The organism is Pseudomonas parakoreensis (genome assembly GCF_021602155.1).
GTDB classification, from domain to species: Bacteria; Pseudomonadota; Gammaproteobacteria; order Pseudomonadales; family Pseudomonadaceae; genus Aquipseudomonas; species Aquipseudomonas parakoreensis.
In genome coordinates, this window is sequence record NZ_BQHY01000029.1 from 1 (window position 1) to 16,992 (window position 16,992).

General features: G+C 59.0%; 19 protein-coding genes. 6 read left to right on the top strand and 13 right to left on the bottom strand.

The genetic code is table 11. The annotated features are described in order from the left end of the window. From L6D63_RS27005 to L6D63_RS27045, 9 genes are all read right to left on the bottom strand, one after another. Positions 1-303, bottom strand: a 303-nt coding sequence (locus L6D63_RS27005; protein ID WP_476748331.1) for a coiled-coil domain-containing protein, incomplete at its 3' end; no start/stop codon positions are given. Between the two features lie 45 nt (positions 304-348). After that, a complete protein-coding gene (locus tag L6D63_RS27010) occupies positions 349-1,095 on the bottom strand; it encodes a hypothetical protein (RefSeq protein WP_047294733.1) in 747 nt (248 codons plus the stop codon). 44 nt (positions 1,096-1,139) lie between these two features. After that, entirely contained in the window at positions 1,140-1,820 is a 681-nt protein-coding gene (locus L6D63_RS27015) for a C39 family peptidase (RefSeq protein ID WP_095669074.1), read from the bottom strand. A 63-nt stretch (positions 1,821-1,883) separates the two neighbouring features. Continuing rightward, on the bottom strand, positions 1,884-2,885 hold the full coding sequence (locus L6D63_RS27020) for a hypothetical protein (protein WP_007964628.1): 1,002 nt from the start codon (positions 2,883-2,885) through the stop codon (positions 1,884-1,886). Between the two features lie 73 nt (positions 2,886-2,958). Continuing rightward, positions 2,959-3,531: an adhesin gene (locus L6D63_RS27025; RefSeq protein ID WP_095669075.1), complete on the bottom strand. Its 573-nt coding sequence runs from the start codon at positions 3,529-3,531 to the stop codon at positions 2,959-2,961. A 1-nt stretch (position 3,532) separates the two neighbouring features. Beyond that, a complete protein-coding gene (locus L6D63_RS27030; protein WP_047294729.1) occupies positions 3,533-3,982 on the bottom strand; it encodes a hypothetical protein in 450 nt (149 codons plus the stop codon). A 335-nt stretch (positions 3,983-4,317) separates the two neighbouring features. After that, a complete protein-coding gene (locus L6D63_RS27035; RefSeq protein ID WP_131671782.1) occupies positions 4,318-4,842 on the bottom strand; it encodes an AAA family ATPase in 525 nt (174 codons plus the stop codon). Beyond that, positions 4,839-5,402: a nicotinamide riboside transporter PnuC gene (gene pnuC / locus L6D63_RS27040; RefSeq protein ID WP_095669076.1), complete on the bottom strand. Its 564-nt coding sequence runs from the start codon at positions 5,400-5,402 to the stop codon at positions 4,839-4,841. The genes L6D63_RS27035 and pnuC overlap by 4 nt, the downstream gene beginning before the upstream one ends. Before the next feature lie 149 nt (positions 5,403-5,551). After that, entirely contained in the window at positions 5,552-7,186 is a 1,635-nt protein-coding gene (locus L6D63_RS27045; RefSeq protein ID WP_131671770.1) for a methyl-accepting chemotaxis protein, read from the bottom strand. 302 nt (positions 7,187-7,488) lie between these two features. On the opposite strand from L6D63_RS27045, the gene L6D63_RS27050 reads away from it, so the two are divergent. Together L6D63_RS27050 and L6D63_RS27055 are read left to right on the top strand one after the other, a co-directional pair. Beyond that, positions 7,489-8,319, top strand: a complete 831-nt coding sequence (locus L6D63_RS27050; protein ID WP_131671771.1) for an undecaprenyl-diphosphate phosphatase — start codon at positions 7,489-7,491, stop codon at positions 8,317-8,319. Further along, the gene (locus L6D63_RS27055) at positions 8,316-8,744 is read left to right on the top strand and encodes a DUF1294 domain-containing protein (protein WP_131671773.1); all 429 of its coding nucleotides are present in this window, start codon (positions 8,316-8,318) and stop codon (positions 8,742-8,744) included. The genes L6D63_RS27050 and L6D63_RS27055 overlap by 4 nt, the downstream gene beginning before the upstream one ends. A 114-nt stretch (positions 8,745-8,858) precedes the next feature. Here the strand turns inward: L6D63_RS27055 and L6D63_RS27060 are convergent, their stop codons facing one another. Next, on the bottom strand, positions 8,859-9,218 hold the full coding sequence (locus L6D63_RS27060; protein ID WP_041064415.1) for an MmcQ/YjbR family DNA-binding protein: 360 nt from the start codon (positions 9,216-9,218) through the stop codon (positions 8,859-8,861). Beyond that, the gene (locus L6D63_RS27065) at positions 9,215-10,123 is read right to left on the bottom strand and encodes a LysR substrate-binding domain-containing protein (protein ID WP_047294719.1); all 909 of its coding nucleotides are present in this window, start codon (positions 10,121-10,123) and stop codon (positions 9,215-9,217) included. The genes L6D63_RS27060 and L6D63_RS27065 overlap by 4 nt, the downstream gene beginning before the upstream one ends. Before the next feature lie 125 nt (positions 10,124-10,248). Here L6D63_RS27065 and L6D63_RS27070 point away from each other — a divergent pair, with 125 nt between their 5' ends. After that, positions 10,249-10,860 (top strand): FMN-dependent NADH-azoreductase, encoded by a 612-nt coding sequence (locus L6D63_RS27070; RefSeq protein WP_095669079.1) that lies wholly within the window; start codon positions 10,249-10,251, stop codon positions 10,858-10,860. A 238-nt stretch (positions 10,861-11,098) separates the two neighbouring features. Beyond that, positions 11,099-12,136: an alpha/beta hydrolase family protein gene (locus L6D63_RS27075; protein WP_041064406.1), complete on the top strand. Its 1,038-nt coding sequence runs from the start codon at positions 11,099-11,101 to the stop codon at positions 12,134-12,136. A gap of 106 nt (positions 12,137-12,242) precedes the next feature. Here the strand turns inward: L6D63_RS27075 and L6D63_RS27080 are convergent, their stop codons facing one another. Continuing rightward, positions 12,243-13,430, bottom strand: coding sequence for an MFS transporter (locus L6D63_RS27080; RefSeq protein ID WP_131671775.1), 1,188 nt, complete (start codon positions 13,428-13,430; stop codon positions 12,243-12,245). A gap of 278 nt (positions 13,431-13,708) precedes the next feature. After that, on the bottom strand, positions 13,709-15,295 hold the full coding sequence (locus L6D63_RS27085; RefSeq protein ID WP_041064399.1) for an ABC-F family ATPase: 1,587 nt from the start codon (positions 15,293-15,295) through the stop codon (positions 13,709-13,711). A 396-nt stretch (positions 15,296-15,691) separates the two neighbouring features. Here L6D63_RS27085 and L6D63_RS27095 point away from each other — a divergent pair, with 396 nt between their 5' ends. Continuing rightward, on the top strand, positions 15,692-16,159 hold the full coding sequence (locus L6D63_RS27095; RefSeq protein WP_121185646.1) for an anti-virulence regulator CigR family protein: 468 nt from the start codon (positions 15,692-15,694) through the stop codon (positions 16,157-16,159). Between the two features lie 175 nt (positions 16,160-16,334). Beyond that, the gene (locus tag L6D63_RS27100) at positions 16,335-16,823 is read left to right on the top strand and encodes a hypothetical protein (RefSeq protein ID WP_131671776.1); all 489 of its coding nucleotides are present in this window, start codon (positions 16,335-16,337) and stop codon (positions 16,821-16,823) included. Positions 16,824-16,992: the final 169 nt, after the last annotated feature.

The window sequence follows — 16,992 nt, forward strand, 5'->3', positions numbered from 1 at the left end:
CGACGCTGCTGCCGCCCCAGTCCCGGGCGCGCCGGTGCTGGTGGCCACTCTTGGATTGCCTTTCATGTCAGACGGCGACTTGGCCAGCCGTTTGGGTTGCGGCGCTGCCGGTTGATCCTCGACCTGACGGACCCGTTGTTCGAGCACCGCCAGGGCCTTTTGTTGTACTTCGTATCGTTGCTTCAGCTCCAGAAGTTCCTGTTTCAGGGTCTCCACATCTGCGTCGGGTGCTGCTTGCAGCATCGCCGCAGGTAGAAGAGTACTCAAACATACAGCGGCACGCAGTGATACTGATCGATACATGAATAAGCCGTCCCTTTAAGCCCAATGATCGAGACTCAGCGTAGTTCAATATCCGATATTGCGTAGTGCCCTGAGTTGAGTCAGGTTGCAGTCCAGTGCGCCGGGGCTGATGCCGTTATTGTTAAGTACAACATTGAGTTGGGTCATGTTGTTGACCACGTTGGCGCTGCCCAGCAGGCGCGTGTTCTGCAGCAGGCCGCCCTGGGCGATCTGTTGCAGGGCGGTGCCCTGATTTCCCGAGGCCTGGATCGCCATTTGCACGCCACTGCTGCTGGCCGAAACGGCGACGTTGCCAGCGGCATTGCTGGCACCGATGGTTTGCCCGGCAATCAGGGCCTGACCTTGTGCGGGGGCCAGTGGAGGAGGGGTGTTGGCCTCTTTTACGTTGATCGCCACATTGTTGTTGGCGGTGTTGCCGTCGCCGGCGGCGCGTACGCTCTGGGTCACGCCCTGGCTGTTGTTGAGTGCCGCACCACCAATGACATTGCCAGTACCCGGCGTCGGGGTGCTGCCGTTGCCCTGTTCCTTGATGGTCGAGACATAAAATTCCGGTTTGATCGTGGCGGCCTGGATTTGCATCGACGTCGCAGCGCCGATCAGATCACCGCTGGCGTTGCGCCAGGTACTGCTCATGACAATGCCGAAGCTGATGATCCGCCCCGGCATGACGTAACGACCCCGAAGCTGTGACAGCTCCTGATCCTGGATTTCGATAGGTTTGAACCCTGCATTGGCGTAGCCTGACGCGCTCGCTGCCAGGCAGGCGGCGGCCAGCCAGTATGAGGTTTTCATCTGCTGCTCCCGGGACATCCAGCCCCATTCTTTATAATCGGCGATTAAAAGAAGTCGCTCTGTATGAACCCGAAGTCCATCAATTCAGCATCTTTGACAGGGTTGAAGTTATCCAGCTTGTTCTTGGCCGTCAGCGGAGTCGGTGGTGTGCGCAATGCATTGGTTTTGTCATAACCGGGGCCGACGATGGCGAAGACGATGCCGTTCCAACCTTTGACAAAGTCATCATGGGTGTAGCGTTTGTGGCCTAAGACGGGATCTCCGATGTAAACCCAATCCTTGTCCGAACGCTGCAGAACCACGAAATGCTTGTAGCCGCGAATTTCCAACAGTACCACCACCGGGATCGTGACTGCGTCGAGCTTTTCCGGTGGAATCTTGTAACCCCTGGCGCGCATGCCGATGCTTTCTACGTAGCGCTTCATGTCCAGCATGGAAAAACCCTGAGTGCGAACAAGGTCCTGGTCGGCGTTGACCAGCATGCCTTTGATGATGTGCTCCTCATCGACGTCGAGCCAATAGGCCTGGCGCAATACCGTGGCCAGTGCGGCGGCGCCGCAGCTGAAATCGGTTTTCTGTTCGACAATGTCGGCAAACTTGCGCTCACGGATGCTTTGCACGTTTTTGTAGACGAGTACGCCGCCGGGCAGGGCAGCGACGGGCATCTGGGCAGCCTGGGTCAGGCCGGACAGGCAAAGCAGGGCGATAAAGGCAGTCTTACGCATGATCGATACGCCTTTGCGGACTGAGGAAAAGCCCCGTTTCCGGGGCTTTCGTTTCGATCGCGATTACATGCAGGCTTTGCAACCTGCAGCGATGGACAGCGAGTTGCTTTGTTGGTTGCCAACACCGGCGGCGTTGTTGTAACCAGCGTTACCGGAGAAGTTGTTACCAACGTTCGAGATGTTCGCGTTGTTGGTCACAGGGTTTTTCCAGCCATCAGGGGTCAGCACTTGTTGAGTGGTGACGCCAGCCAGGCCGAAGACACCGACAGCTTCGAAGGTGGCTTTCTGATCTTTGCTGCCGCCGTTACCGCCATGGCCGCGATCGTTGTCACCATAGCCGCCACCGCCGTGGCCTTTATCACCTTCGATGGTAGCCTTGCCAACGGCAGCGAACGCGCCGACGGCGGCCACGGTGCCGGTGAGGGTATCTTTTTTGTAGGTTTGAGTGCCGTTATTGGACACAGTCAGGCCAGTGGAGCTTTGGTTCGCAGCAGCAGCCGCGTTAGCTACACGACCACCCGATACAGCAATAGCCAGGTTGTTTTTCTGTTGGTTGAAGTTGCCGGCACTGTTGTTCACGCCAATGTTGCCGGAACCGCCGTTACCCACGTTGTTGAGGTTGGCGTTGTTGGTTGTCGAGTAGTTGGCAACCGCGTTGTTGTTGTTGACCTGAGTGGCGCTGGAGACAGATACCGCGCTGCCGAAGATAAAGCTTTCGTCGGCAGTCGCCAGTGCAGCAGCGTTGTCTTGCTGGTTGCCATCGCCGGCGGTGTTGTTCATGCCGACGTTGCCGTTGGTGCCATTGGCCGAGTTATTGACGTTGGCATCATTTTTGGTGCCTTGGTTGCCCACCAGGTTGCCATCGCTGTTCTGCGTGTCGAGTACGGCAGCCCCGGCGCCGGCTCCGATTTGCAGAAGTTGTTCCAGGGTAGGGCCTTTGGGTTCATGGTTGCCATGGCCATTGCCGTGCCCGTTACCATGATCATTGCCGCCTGCCTGAGCCGCCATTGCCATTACTGCTGCAAGTGCGAAAACCAGTGGTTTGAGAGCCATTGTAGGTTTCATGGTGTTTCTCCATCGTGCTTATTAGTTGGTTAAGTGTTGGTACTTTCTAATTGCACTGCTTTTGTTGTTTGGGTCAGTCAGCGACCCGGATGCTCAGGGTGTTAGCCATACGGTTCCCCACCCCGGCACTCTGGTTCACCTGAATCACCCCTCGGCTGCCGGTGAAGGCCTGATCACTTGTCGTGACCTGGCGACTGCCGGGTGAGGTGCCAGTTGCTCCTGAGCTCGGTAAAAGCGCCACGTTCTGTTGCGACAGGGCGCTGTCGTCAACGCTCTGCGGGGCAGCACTGATGCTGACGCGCGTCACGTTGGCCATCTGGTTGTTCGCCCCGGCCCCCTGGTTCACGCCCAGGATTCCGTTGCCATTACTGAAAGAGGTGCCGCCAATGGTGGCGCTGGCGTTCATCGACGGGTTGGCCGGGGTATCCAGCTTTTGCCTGACGATGGTTGTGGCGCTGGCGTTGGTGCCGATGGCGATCGCTTTGGTATTGGTCTGTTGCATCTGGTCGCCAGCAGCCTGGTTGACGTTGTAGTTGCCGCGGTACTGGACGCCGGTGTCCTGAATGTTCGCGTTATTGACCGAGTCGGGGGCGGCCAGCGCCTGGACGCAGCCGAAAAGGGCAAGTAAAAGAAGGGAACGATTCATTTCATTGACCTCCGGCCATGCGGGTCAGCGGAGCAAGACCGGAACTCATCGCACGGTTGACGGTGTTGGAGATCGAACCGCCCGCGCCACCGCCGTGACCGCCGCCCATGCCGGGCAGGCCATTGGGATTGGTCAGGGTGTTCATGCCAGGCATGTTGGCGGTGGGCGTGGTGATATTGCCGCGAATCGAAGAACCACTGGCTACACTGGCAAATTCACCGTCATTGAGCTCGGTGCTGGTCATCGCCTGATTGATGCGAGCCGAAGGGTTGGCATTGACCGTGGTTGGGTAGGGGTCTTTGCCACCGCTGCGCCCGATGGGAATGGGCTGGACGTCGCGGTTGAGAACGATCACGCCATTGCCTTCGGCTTGAACGTTGAAACTGATGAATGTGCTGGCGGCTGATCCAATCAGCAGAAGGCAGGTCAGGCCTTTATTGATATTCCCCACGGCGGCAATTCCTTCTTCAGTGGGCTGGCTCTTGTCAGCGTTGCGAAGGAGAGAGCGAAAGCTGTGCCGCTTTTGAGTTGTTGTTGGTTTTCAACGGGTTGGCGATGTGCCGTGCAGCGCTGATACAAAAGCTGTTTCAGCGATGAAACAGTCACGCAGACACTCACAGGGTTAATGGCGGCGCAAAGCTCTGGAACAAGGGTTTGCCGGGGACTGTTTCACCAGCGTAACAGATACCCTGACAGAATGATGAAGGCCATTTAAACGGCTGCTTTGCGCGGGAGTGGGTGTTTCAGGAATGGACACTTGGGGCCCGAAAGGAGCTGTTTGCCAGGTCAATCAGCCATCAAACGCGCCACGGCTTCGAAAGCCAGAGAGCGACGTTCATCCCAATCGCCCTGGATGATCTGCAACGGCTGCTTGTGCTGTTCCAGCCAGTCGCGGGTGGCCTGAAAGAACGCCAGGCGTTCGCTCAGTTGTGGCTGACAACGTTGGCCGTCATCCGTCCAGTCGATCTGCTCCGGCGACAACAGCAGGTGCAAGTCGTAATGCCGCGCCAGCAGTTGGGGTTCCAGCCATGTCGGGCAGTCGCCAAACAGGGTCTGGCTCCACAGGATATTACTCAGTAAATGGGTGTCGAGAATCAGCAATCGCGGTTGCTGCGCCCGCGCGTGATCTTCCCATTGCAACTGTCCACGGGCGATGTCGGGAATGTCGTTCAGGCAGGTATCGCGAGGATTCTGCTCCATGAACCAGCGCACGTATTCGTCCACCCGCAGGCCGCCGAAGCGCTCCTGAAGGCCTGCGGCCAGCCAGCTCTTGCCGGTGGATTCCGGGCCGGTGAGGACAACCACCTTCATCGCTGCAACGCCGGATCGGCGCGCCATTCCCGCCAGCCTTGCACAGCAATCAGGGTGAACAGGGCATACAGCGCGGCGGTAAGGTACAAGCCCTTATATAGAAACAGACCGACGAAAATCACATCCAGCACGAACCACAGTGCCCAGCATTGCAGGCGTTTCTGTGCCATCCAGAGTTGTGCGACAAGGCTGAAAGCAGTCAGTGCGGCATCAAGCCACGGTTGTGCGGCGTCGGTCCAGTGCGCCATGGCCGCGCCCAGCAGCAGGCTACCGAATGCGCCCACACTCAGGCCGAGCAGAATAGCGCGCCGATCCAGACGTGTGACGTCGCGTCCGTCATGCATTGTCCCGGCGCGGGTCCATTGCCACCAGCCGTAGACTTGCAGCGCGGCGTAGATCACTTGCAGCAACATGTCCGAGTACAGCTTCACGTCATAGAAAATCCAGCTGTACAGCAACACCATGACCAGGCCGATCGGCCAGCACCATGGATTCTGTTTGACCGTCAGCCACACGGCAATCACACCGAGGGCGGCGGCAAACAGTTCAAGCCCGGACATGGGGGTTCCTTGGGAAAATTGAGGAGGGAGCGGATTGTACCCAAAAACCTGTGGGAGCGAGCCTGCTCGCGAACGCGGTATGTCACCAATGCAGATGTTGATTGACATTACGCCTTCGCGAGCAGGCTCGCTCCCACAAGGGTGAGGGGTCAGACGCGGAACTGGCGCAGAAGCTGATTCAACTGCTCGCTCAGTTGCCCCAGCTTCACACTCGCCGCACTTGACTGCTCCGCCGCCAGCGCAGTGCTGTGAGACAGGCCGGCCGCCTGCGTCACGTTCTGGTTGATGTCCTCGACCACATGCGCCTGTTGCAGCGTGGCGCTGGCAATCGACGCGTTCAGGCCGTTGAGGTTGCGCAGTGCCTGGCCGATGGCGTTGAGACTGGCGCCGGCAAGGCCAGCCTGTTCAATGGTCAGCTGCGAGGCTTTGCTGCTGTCACCGATGACTTTAACGGCCGCTTCGGAATGGTTCTGCAGGCGCTCGATCATGGTCTGGATTTCCGCCGTCGACTTTTGCGTGCGCTGCGCCAGGAGCCGCACTTCATCGGCCACCACCGCAAAGCCCCGGCCCTGTTCGCCGGCACGGGCCGCTTCGATGGCCGCGTTGAGGGCCAGCAGGTTGGTCTGCTCGGCAATCGAGCGGATCACCTCCAGCACACTGCCGATCTGCGTGCTTTCGGCGGCGAGGGTGCGGATCACTTCGACCGCCTGGTCAATGGTGCCGGACAGTCTGTCGATCTGTTGCAGGCTGCCGTCGATGTTGATCTGGCCCTGCTGCGCCTGGGCTTCGGCATCGCGCATTTCAGCGGCAGCATGCTCGGCATTCTTCGCCACATCCTGCACGCCGTAGGTGACTTCGTTGATCGCGGTCGCCACCAGTTCCATCTGCTGCGATTGCTGCTGGCTGCGCTGCTGGGCCTGGGTCGCATCGTTGCCCAGTTCGCTGGACGACTGGCCCAGCGCGCTGGCCGAGATCTGCAGGTCACCGATGACCCGGCGCAACTTGGCGGTGAAGGCGTTGAAGTGATGCGCCAGTTGTGTGACTTCGTCTTGGCCATGGGTATCGAGGCTGCGCGTCAGGTCACTTTCGCCGCTGGCGATATTGGCCATGGCGTTCACGGTTTCCTGCAGCGGGCGCACGATGCTGCGGGCAATCAAAATCACCAGCAGGGCCATGATCAGTGCAATCGCCAGGCCGATTACCGAAGCCTTGATCACCTGGCCCTGGAACTCGCTCTGCACATCATCGACGTAAACGCCGGAACCAAGGATCCAGCCCCACGGTTCGAACAGTTTTACATAGGATGTTTTCGCGACCGGTTCGCTGGCGCCGGGCTTCGGCCAGCGGTAATCGACCATGCCCGCGCCTTTGCTTTTGGCGATCGCGACCATCTCGTTGAATACCGCAAAACCGTCCGGATCGCGGATCGCCGAGAGGTTCTGGCCTTCGAGTTTGGGGTTGGTCGGGTGCATGACCATCACGGGGGTGAGGTCGTTGATCCAGAAGTAGTCGCTCTGGTCGTAGCGCAGGCCGCGAATGGCGGTCAGTGCCTGCTTCTGTGCGGCGTCTCGGGTGAGGGTGTCGGCGGTTTCCTGGTCGTGGTAGTAGCTCAGCAAGCCGCTGGCGGTCTGCACCACGTGCTGGGTTTTCTGCGCCTTGGCGTGGTAGAGGTCATCGTGGATCTGCTTGAGCATCAACACACCCAAGGTCAACAACATGACCACGGCCACAATCAAAATGAGCCACAAGCGTCGGCTGATCGACACACTGCGCAAGCTGTTCATAACGCTGCCACTCCGATTTCTTTTTCTTGTAATAAATCAACGCCAGCATCCAACCACGTTTGAGTGGTCGGGCATACGCGACCCAAGTCGTATAACGCCACAGCACTATTAAGGCTTGTCTGTTAGGATTTCGGCCCCGCGCGCGAAAACCTGAATCCAAGTTGATATTTCACGGAATTTTGACCGTTTCGTGTGGATGCTGTGCGCGCGGAATCGGTACAGCAACAAACAGCTACGCTGATCGCAGTGAACGTAAAAATATTATCGGGGCATGCCGGCGTGCATCGCTCTTTGGGGGACTGATGGATCTTTGGATCGCTTTGCAGGCACTGATTCTTGGAGTTGTAGAGGGGCTGACGGAGTTTTTGCCCATTTCCAGTACCGGACACCAGATCATTGTTGCCGACTTGCTCGACTTCGGCGGCGAACGGGCCTTGGCGTTCAACATCATTATTCAGCTCGGCGCGATCCTTGCGGTGGTCTGGGAGTTTCGTCGCAAGATTCTCGATGTGGTAATTGGCTTGCCGACCCAGCCGAGTGCGCGACGTTTTACTGCCAACCTGCTGATCGCATTCCTGCCGGCGGTGGTGTTGGGGGTGATTTTTGCCGACCTGATTCACCAGTACCTGTTCAACCCGATCACCGTCGCGACCGCACTGGTGGTGGGCGGCGTGATCATGTTGTGGGCAGAGCGCCGCCAGCATGAAGTGCACGCCGAAACCGTGGACGAAATCACCTGGAAAGACGCGCTGAAGGTCGGGTTCGCCCAGTGCCTGGCGATGATTCCCGGCACCTCGCGGTCCGGTTCGACGATTATCGGTGGTTTGCTGTTCGGCCTGTCGCGCAAAACCGCGACCGAGTTCTCGTTCTTCCTGGCGATGCCGACCATGGTCGGTGCGGCGGTGTACTCCGGCTACAAGTATCGCCACCTGTTCGTGCCGGCGGACTTTCCGGTGTTCGCCATCGGTTTCATCACCGCATTCATCTTCGCCATGATCGCCGTGCGCGGTCTGCTCAAGTTCATCGCCAGCCACAGCTACGCGGCGTTCGCCTGGTACCGGATCGTTTTCGGTCTGGTGATTCTGGCGACCTGGCAGTTCGGCTGGGTGGACTGGTCGGCGGCCAAACCATGAGTGATTCCCGCGCACGCCGCCCGGATGGACGCCCGTCCGGTGGCGGCATTCAGCATCTGAAACTGAAACTCGCAGTGCTGCTGATCGTCTGCGCGTTGCCGCTGTTCGGCTCGCTGTCGATGTGGCTGCGCGGCATCTCGTTGGTGCCGTTGGCTGCTTATGGAGTCGTCAGTGTGCTGGCGTTTTTCATGTACTGGGCAGACAAACGCAAGGCCCGCGTCGATGCCTGGCGCACGCCGGAGAACATCCTGCATGCGCTGGAACTGGCCGGCGGCTGGCCCGGTGCGCTGATTGCCCAGCAGGTGTTCCGGCACAAGACGCGCAAGGTGTCGTTCCAGATTCTGTTCTGGATGATTGTGGCGCTGCATCAGGTGTTCTGGATCGACCAGCTGTTTCTGGGTTCGAACCTGCTTTCACTTTTCTGAATCACCACAAATCCCCCTGTAGGAGCTGCCGCAGGCTGCGATCTTTTGATCTTGCTTTTTCAAAGATCAAAGTCAAAAGATCGCAGCCTGCGGCAGCTCCTACAAGGATCGGGTTTAGAGCAGTAATCCGATTTGAGTTTTTTTCGGCAATTTGCCCACCACCAACTGATGCGAACGCGTCAGCAATCCCTGCAGTTCCTCGGCGCCCAGCGGGTAGGGCGGGTGCATGATGATCCACTGTGCCCGCGCCAGATACGGCGCCGGGTGAATACCCGGGCGGTCGCAATGGCCGAGAAACAGATCCTTGTCGACCTTGAACGCCAGTGAATCCCCGCGCAACCCCTGCAAGGCAAACATCTTGTTACCGGCAATCGAGAACACCCGCACGCCGCCCCATTTGTAATCCTCCCGCGCGCCCGGCAAGGCCAGGCAGAAGGCGGCGACATCCGCTTCGTTCATCTTTCCCTTGCTCATAACAGCCGCTCCCCACACGCATTGAACGATTCGACCAGATGGTCGATCCACGCCCGCACCGCCGGCATCACCCCGCGCCGGTGCGGATACACCGCCTGCAACCAGCCGCCGGGCAACGACCACTCGGGCAACAGTTGCACCAGCGCGCCGCTTTCGAGATCGGCTTCGCAATACATCATCGGCAGCAGGGTAAAGCCCTGGCCGGCGAGTACGCAGGCTTTGCGCACGATAAAGTCATCGATGCCCAGGCGCGCTTCCATATTCAGCTCGACGCTATTGCCTTGCTGATCAAGCAAACGCACGTGAACCATGCGGTCGGCTTCCAGCGCGCCAAGTACCGGCAGGTTTTTCAGATCCTGCGGGTGGGCAATGGTCTTGCCTTCGACAAAGGCCGGGCTGGCCACCACCACCATTTGCGCCTGACGCAGACGGCGGGTGACCAGCAATGGATCTTCATCGCCCAGTTCACGTACGCGCAGCGCCACGTCGAAGCCTTCGGCGACCAGATCCACGCGGCGGTTGAGCAGCACCACCTCCAGCTGCACCTGGGGGAATTTGCCCAGAAATTCGCTGATTACCCATGGCAACATTTCTCGCGCCAGCCCGGTGGGGCACGATACCCGCAAGCGCCCGCGCGGTTCACTGGACATGCTGGCAACGGCTTCGTCGGCCATCTCCGCCTCCAGCAACATCGCCTGACAGTGGCGCAGATAGCGTTCGCCGACAGCGGTCAGATTCAACTGGCGCGTGGTGCGCTGCAGCAGGCGTGCGCCCAGGCGTTCTTCGAGTTCAGCGATTCGCCGCGACAACCGCGACTTGGGAATGCCCAGTAAGCGGCCGGCTGCCGCAAAGCCACCGGCCTCGACCACTTTGGCGAAATAGTACAGATCGTTGAGATCCTGCATGAAAAGTCCACCGTTCTATCAGTGGGACGAACTATCGCATTGTCGGCGGCTAATCAGCTATTGGTTTCTTCCGTAGGATTGTCTCCATTCCGTCGCCGCCGGCGATTCTTTCCAGGAGATTCCACATGAAACTGCTGCACATCGATTCGAGCATTCTGGGCGACAACTCCGCTTCCCGTCAGTTGAGCAGCCAAGTCGTCAAAGCCTGGCAAGCCGCAGAACCTGCGGCCGTGGTGACCTACCGCGACCTGGCCGCCGACGCCATCAGCCACTTCTCGTCGACCACCCTGGTGGCTGCCGGTACCACCGCTGAACTGCGCGACGCCGCGCAACAGCACGAAGCCGAATTGAGCGCTTCGACCCTGGCCGAATTCATCGCTGCCGACGCCATCGTCATCGCCGCGCCGATGTACAACTTCACCGTGCCGACCCAGCTCAAGGCCTGGATCGACCGCGTCGCCGTTGCTGGCCAGACGTTCCGTTACACCGAAGCGGGTCCGGAAGGCCTGTGCGGTGGCAAGAAAGTGGTGATCGTCTCCACCGCCGGTGGCATCCATGCCGGCCAGGCGAGCGGCATCGCCCACGAAGAATATTTGAAGCTGGTACTCGGTTTCCTCGGCATCACCGACATCGAAATCGTCCGTGCCGAAGGTCTGGCCTACGGTGATGAAGTGCGCAACAACGCAATGAGCGCCGCTCAGGCGAAGATCACCAAGCAACTGTTCGCCGCTGCGTAAGCATTGCGTAAAGACCAGCTACCGTTCAGGTAGCGCCTCAAAAAACTCTGTATTCTGGTTCTGCAAGGGCCAGGTGCGGAGTTTTTTGTTTCAGACTGTTGCATAATCTGGCCCGGGTTATGCAGTCAAACGATCAACGTCTGAGTGCAACGCCACGCCGGATCACCGAACCTCAAGGTTACGGGCGTGTCGGAACACAAAGGATCTTTCGATTGAGTAACACAGGGTGGGCCATCCGATGATGCGTCTTTGTGCAACGTTACTGATTTGCCTGCTTGGCAGCCTCGGTTCAGTGCATGCCGCGCCCGGGCGACACCCTGTCTGGAGTGTCGGTTACCACGAGATGACGTTCCTCGATCCGCTGGATCTGCAACCGATGCGCGCCATCGCCTTCTATCCCTCCAGCGACCGTGAGCACAGCAGTCTGCTTGAGGGCTACACCGTCGAGGCGGGCGCCGACACCAAGGTTGCCATCGGCCGCTTCCCGATGCTGATGCTGTCCCACGGCAACACGGGCACGCCGCTGGCGCTGCATGACCTCGCCACCTCGCTGGCACGCAAGGGCTTTGTGGTGGTCGCGGTGATTCATCCCGGCGACAACTCCAAAGACCACAGTCGCCTCGGTACCCTGAGCAATTTGTATGGGCGGCCAATCCAGATTTCCGAAGCGATCACCGCCACCCTTGGCGACCCGATGCTCTCGCCGTTCGTCAACGCCGATCAGGTCGGGGTGATCGGCTATTCGGCCGGTGGCGAAACCGCGTTGATTCTCTCTGGCGCGCAGCCGGATCTGGATCGCCTGCGCCGGTACTGTCAGGAGCGCCCGGACGACCGTGACGCCTGCAACACTCAGGGCGAACTGATCGTCGATCGTGATGACTTGCAACCGGTGGCCGATCCGCGCGTGCATGCGCTGTTGCTGATGGCGCCGCTGAGCCTCAAATTTGGCCGTCATACCCTTGCGGACGTGCATGTGCCGGTGCTGCTGTACAGCGGCGATGGCGACAAACTGGTGGCGTTCGACAAAAACGCCGCGGCGCTGGCGCGCAAACTGCCGACCGCGCCGGACTTCAAATTGCTGGCCGGGGCAGGGCACTTCGTGTTCATGGCGCCGTGCAACGAAGAGCAGATCCGCGCCATGCCGGCGCTGTGCACCGACGCTGACGGCGTGGATCGCGAAGACATCCACCGCAACCTGATTTCCGAAGCCGGACAGTTTTTCTCGCGCACGCTGGGCAGGCCGAGCCGGGCGGGGATGCAGACCGCGGATCAATAAAGATCAAAGATCAAAAGATCGCAGCCTACGGCAGCTCCTGCCGTGGATTTTTGTAGGCGCTGTCGAAGGCTCGGGCCGCGATCGGACGATCTTTTGATTTCGTTTTTCAGCTCATCGCCCGGCGCTTGAGCAACAAGGTCAACCCCAGCCCGAGCACCGACAACAGCGCCGCACTGAAGAAAATCCACGCATACCCCAGGTTCAACGCCACCGCGCCCATCAACGGCCCGGCAATCGCCAGTGCCAGATCAAAGAACACTGCATAAGCACCCAACCCCGAGCCACGGCTGGAACTGGGCACCTGCTTGATCGCCTCGACCCCCAGCGCCGGATACACCAGCGATAAGCCAAACCCGGCCAGCCCCGCGCCGATCAAAGCGAACGTGGTCGACGGTGCCAGCCACAGCAGCACCAGGCCGACGGTTTCAATGCTCATGCAGGCAATGGCCGAGTTAAACCCGCCAAAACGGCTGATCGCCGAAATGAACAGCAGCCGTGACAGGATGAAGCACACGCCGAATACCGTCAGGCAATACGCGGCGCCGCTCCAGCCACGGTTGAGGTAATAAAGGGTGATGAAGGTGGTCAGCGTGCCGTAACCGATCGACGCCAGACTCAAACTGGCCCCATACGGTGCGATGCGCCCGAATACTGCCCAAAAAGACAGCCGTTCGCCGCGCACCACCGGTACCGAGGGTTTATTACGGATGATCACCAGAGCGGCCGCCGCCAGTACCGACAGGGCAATGCCCAGGCTGGTAAAGCCGTAGTCGGCAACCATCACCACGCCCAGCGGCGCGCCAATCGCAATCGCGCCGTAGGAGGCAATGCCGTTCCAGCCGATCGACCTTGCCGTGTGCTCCACGCCGACCTGGCCCATGCACCAGCTGATGGTGCCGACGCCGATCAAACCCTGTGCAACGCCAAGCAGCAGCCGACCGATGATCAGGATAATCAGGCTCGGCACCGGGAAATCCTGCAGCAGCGTCGAAATCAGCGTCAGCAGCCCGCTGAGCACAATCCCCGACAAGCCATACACAATCGCCCGTTTGGTGCCCAGCGTGTCCGACATGCGCCCGGCCATCGGTCGACTGAGCAACGTGGCCAGATATTGCGAGCCGATGACCAGTCCGGCAACGATCGCGCTGAACCCCAGTTGCTCGTGAACATAGCCGGGTAACACTGCAATCGGCAGACCGATGCACAGGAAGGCGACAAAGGTATAGAAAACGATGGAGACGATCTGCAGGGTGATCGCCAGTGAGCTTTGCGAAGGCTGTTGCTGCGCAGACATGTGGACTCGTTCGCGGGCGGCGGTGGGAGAATCGGCATCATGGCTGGGTGCTGAAATAAAAGGAAGCAGGCTAACTAATTTACTTGGAGTCGGTGGTGTTTTTGAGGGCCTCTTCGCGAGCAGGCTCGCTCCCACATTTGGAACGCGATTCCCGTTGGAGCGAGCCTGCTCGCGAAGGGCTTCGCAGCACAAAATCACGATCCCTTGAAATGCAAAAAGCCCTGTCACACCGACAGGGCTTTCGCTTGAAGCTTGGAGCAAGAAGCTCGCAGCTATCTTTAGAACACCACACCCTGACTACGCAGGTAGTCATCGTAAGTGCCGCTGAAGTCAGTCACGCCGTTCGGGCTCAGCTCGATGATGCGCGTGGCCAGAGACGATACGAACTCACGGTCGTGGCTGACGAAGATCAGCGTACCCGGGTAGTTTTCCAGCGCCAGGTTCAGCGCCTCGATCGATTCCATGTCCAGGTGGTTGGTCGGTTCGTCCATCACCAGTACGTTCGGCTTTTGCAGGATCAACTTGCCGAACAGCATACGACCTTGCTCACCGCCGGAGATGACCTTGACCGACTTGAGGATCTCGTCGTTGGAGAACAGCATGCGACCCAGGGTGCCACGAATCACTTGCTCGCCCTGCGTCCATTGACCCATCCAGTCGAACAGGCTGACATCGTCTTCGAAGTCGTGGGCGTGATCCTGAGCGTAGTAGCCCAGCTCCGCGCTCTCGGTCCATTTCACAGAACCGGCGTCTGGCGTCAGTTCGCCCATCAGGGTGCGCAACAGCGTGGTCTTGCCGATACCGTTCGGGCCGATGATCGCCACGCGCTCGCCGGCTTCCACGGTGAAGCTGAAGTTCTTGAACAGGGTCTTGCCGTCAAAGCCCTTGGACATCTGCTCGATCGTCACGGCCTGGCGGTGCAGCTTTTTGGTCTGTTCGAAACGGATGAACGGGCTGACACGGCTCGATGGCTTGACCTCGGCCAGCTGGATCTTGTCGATCTGCTTGGCGCGGGAAGTGGCCTGTTTGGCTTTCGAGGCGTTGGCCGAGAAGCGGCTGACGAACGTTTGCAGTTCGGCAATCTGGGCTTTCTTCTTGGCGTTGTCCGACAGCAGTTGCTCGCGGGACTGGGTCGCGGCCGTCATGTACTCGTCATAGTTGCCCGGGAACAGACGCAGTTCGCCGTAGTCCAGGTCAGCCATGTGCGTGCACACGCTGTTGAGGAAGTGACGGTCGTGGGAAATGATGATCATGGTGCTGTTACGCACGGTGAGAATCGATTCCAGCCAGCGAATGGTGTTGATGTCCAGGTGGTTGGTCGGTTCGTCGAGCAACAGCACTTCCGGATCAGAGAACAGTGCCTGAGCCAGCAAGACCCGCAGCTTCCAGCCTGGCGCCACTTCAGACATCGGGCCGAAATGCTGTTCCAGTGGAATGCCCAGACCCAGCAGCAGTTCACCGGCACGGGACTCGGCGGTGTAGCCGTCCATCTCGGCGAACTCGGTTTCCAGCTCGGCCACGGCCATGCCGTCTTCTTCGCTCATTTCCGGCAGCGAGTAGATACGATCGCGCTCGGCTTTGACCTTCCACAACTCTTCGTGACCCATGATCACGGTGTCGATCACGGTGAATTCTTCGTAGGCAAACTGATCCTGACGCAATTTACCCAGGCGTACGTTCGGCTCAAGCATGACCTGACCGCCGGACGGCTCGAGATCGCCACCGAGGATTTTCATGAAGGTCGACTTGCCGCAACCGTTGGCGCCGATCAGACCGTAGCGGTTGCCGCCGTTGAATTTGACCGAAACGTTTTCGAAGAGCGGCTTGGCGCCGAACTGCATCGTGATGTTAGCTGTGGAGATCAATTGCTTTACCTATCAATGGGTTGCGAGCCGCACATTTGGCGCTTGGGCCATTTCTGGGGCATTTTGGAGCGTTTTCTTCCCTACCCGGTCAGTGTTGGCGGTAGCCAGCAGGCGAGGGGTGAGAGCAGCAACCGGACACGGCGTCCAGGCTGTTGGGCATTAAAGGCGGGATTCATGCCAGACATTGCGCGCATTGTCGCATAAGTCATGCGGCAGTTGTATGGCGGACGCTGACGAACCGGCAGACTGCCTGCATCGGGAAGCGTCAAATGCGCGTTCATGCAGCGGTCTATCGAATTCATGAGTGTCGATGCGGGCTTCCAACAATTATGGGAGGAACTAAAACGCCTGATATCGTCTACATTTCATCAAGGAATTTCTGATGAGAGGACGGTCATGTTTAAAAAACGCTTACTGGTTGCGTCTGTTACTTGTCTGGCCTTGGCGGTGAGCTCTGTAACGGCACTGGCCGATCCGGGAAATGGCAATGGTAACGGCAAAGGGAACGGCAAGGGCGGCCCGCAGAACAGTCAGGGACATGGCAACCAAGGGGGCAAAAACAAAGGATCCAGTTCGGGCAACTGGGATCATGCACCCGTGGTCGATCGAAGCGGTGTGCTGAGCGTACTCAACGGTTACAGAGACTACTGGAGCCCGGGTCCGGCGCTGCCTCCCGGTATTCAAAAAAATCTGGCACGCGGCAAACCGCTGCCGCCGGGCATCGCCAAAAAACTGGATGGACGTCTGGCGGGGCGACTGCCTCATTACGACGGATATGAGTGGCAGCAGGCGGGCACCGATTTGATTCTGGTGGCGATTGCGAGCGGGCTTATCTACGAAGTGCTGAATGGCGCCTTCGATTAGTCTGATGGCAGGTCAATGAAACTGACTTTTGAATCCGTTCGCCTAAAGTAAAAGCAATACATTCTCACCCACTTTATATATGAGGCGATTGGCTTCCGCTGATCGCTTGTGGGTGAACCAGATCTAAATGAATGCATCTCAGATGACAGTAAAACCAACCCCAGTGGATGCCGTCATGCGTTTTAAAAAGAAAAATCTGTTTGCCGTTATGTCCTGCGTAATGATGTTTGCGGCTGCGCCATTACTGCCTGCTCAACTGTCCATCATGGCCTCTGCCCACGCCAAGGATGGTGGTGGTGGTGGTGGTGGTGGTCACGGTGGTGGCGCCGGTGGTGCTGGCGGTGGAGGCAGTCACGGCGGCGGTGCCGGCAGCGCTGGCCACAGCGGCGACAGTGCCGGGCACTCAGGCAGCGTCTCCAGCAATGGCCGCGCTGAAGGCCAGGAAACGGATCATGACGGCAGGGCCGTACGGGATCATGGCGTCAGTGGTCAACATATTGGACGCGACCACAATACCGACCGTGGGCACGGCCTGGCCACTTCAGGTGTAGCGCATTCGAAGGACACCAAGGGGTTGTCGAAAGCCACGGCGATCTCCGCCACGACGCCAGGCGATCACAATACCAAGGGATTGAGCAAGGCGAGCCTTTCCACCGATAAATAAGCCCTTACTCGTAACCCGCCAGGTCTCATGCTCGGTTGAGCTCCAAACCTGGCGGGTTTGGCTTCACCCTTTCAAACTCATTTCTCATGGCCCGCGGACCCTTTTCAAGTCAGGTGCGAATTGCATCGTGCTTGGTACGCAGCGGCTGAAGCGTACACGTCAAAGCTCA

Excerpts from the sequence above, each read along its gene's own strand:
- pnuC (WP_095669076.1), bottom strand. The coding sequence starts at position 5,402 with ATGTCCGGGCTTGAACTGTTTGCCGCCGCCCTCGGTGTGATTGCCGTG.
- L6D63_RS27020 (WP_007964628.1), bottom strand. The coding sequence starts at position 2,885 with ATGAAACCTACAATGGCTCTCAAACCACTGGTTTTCGCACTTGCAGCA.
- L6D63_RS27010 (WP_047294733.1), bottom strand. The coding sequence starts at position 1,095 with ATGAAAACCTCATACTGGCTGGCCGCCGCCTGCCTGGCAGCGAGCGCG.
- L6D63_RS27075 (WP_041064406.1), top strand. The coding sequence starts at position 11,099 with ATGATGCGTCTTTGTGCAACGTTACTGATTTGCCTGCTTGGCAGCCTC.
- L6D63_RS27065 (WP_047294719.1), bottom strand. The coding sequence starts at position 10,123 with ATGCAGGATCTCAACGATCTGTACTATTTCGCCAAAGTGGTCGAGGCC.
- L6D63_RS27060 (WP_041064415.1), bottom strand. The coding sequence starts at position 9,218 with ATGAGCAAGGGAAAGATGAACGAAGCGGATGTCGCCGCCTTCTGCCTG.
- L6D63_RS27050 (WP_131671771.1), top strand. The coding sequence starts at position 7,489 with ATGGATCTTTGGATCGCTTTGCAGGCACTGATTCTTGGAGTTGTAGAG.
- L6D63_RS27095 (WP_121185646.1), top strand. The coding sequence starts at position 15,692 with ATGTTTAAAAAACGCTTACTGGTTGCGTCTGTTACTTGTCTGGCCTTG.
- L6D63_RS27015 (WP_095669074.1), bottom strand. The coding sequence starts at position 1,820 with ATGCGTAAGACTGCCTTTATCGCCCTGCTTTGCCTGTCCGGCCTGACC.
- L6D63_RS27025 (WP_095669075.1), bottom strand. The coding sequence starts at position 3,531 with ATGAATCGTTCCCTTCTTTTACTTGCCCTTTTCGGCTGCGTCCAGGCG.
- L6D63_RS27045 (WP_131671770.1), bottom strand. The coding sequence starts at position 7,186 with ATGAACAGCTTGCGCAGTGTGTCGATCAGCCGACGCTTGTGGCTCATT.
- L6D63_RS27070 (WP_095669079.1), top strand. The coding sequence starts at position 10,249 with ATGAAACTGCTGCACATCGATTCGAGCATTCTGGGCGACAACTCCGCT.
- L6D63_RS27080 (WP_131671775.1), bottom strand. The coding sequence starts at position 13,430 with ATGTCTGCGCAGCAACAGCCTTCGCAAAGCTCACTGGCGATCACCCTG.
- L6D63_RS27055 (WP_131671773.1), top strand. The coding sequence starts at position 8,316 with ATGAGTGATTCCCGCGCACGCCGCCCGGATGGACGCCCGTCCGGTGGC.
- L6D63_RS27100 (WP_131671776.1), top strand. The coding sequence starts at position 16,335 with ATGCGTTTTAAAAAGAAAAATCTGTTTGCCGTTATGTCCTGCGTAATG.
- L6D63_RS27035 (WP_131671782.1), bottom strand. The coding sequence starts at position 4,842 with ATGAAGGTGGTTGTCCTCACCGGCCCGGAATCCACCGGCAAGAGCTGG.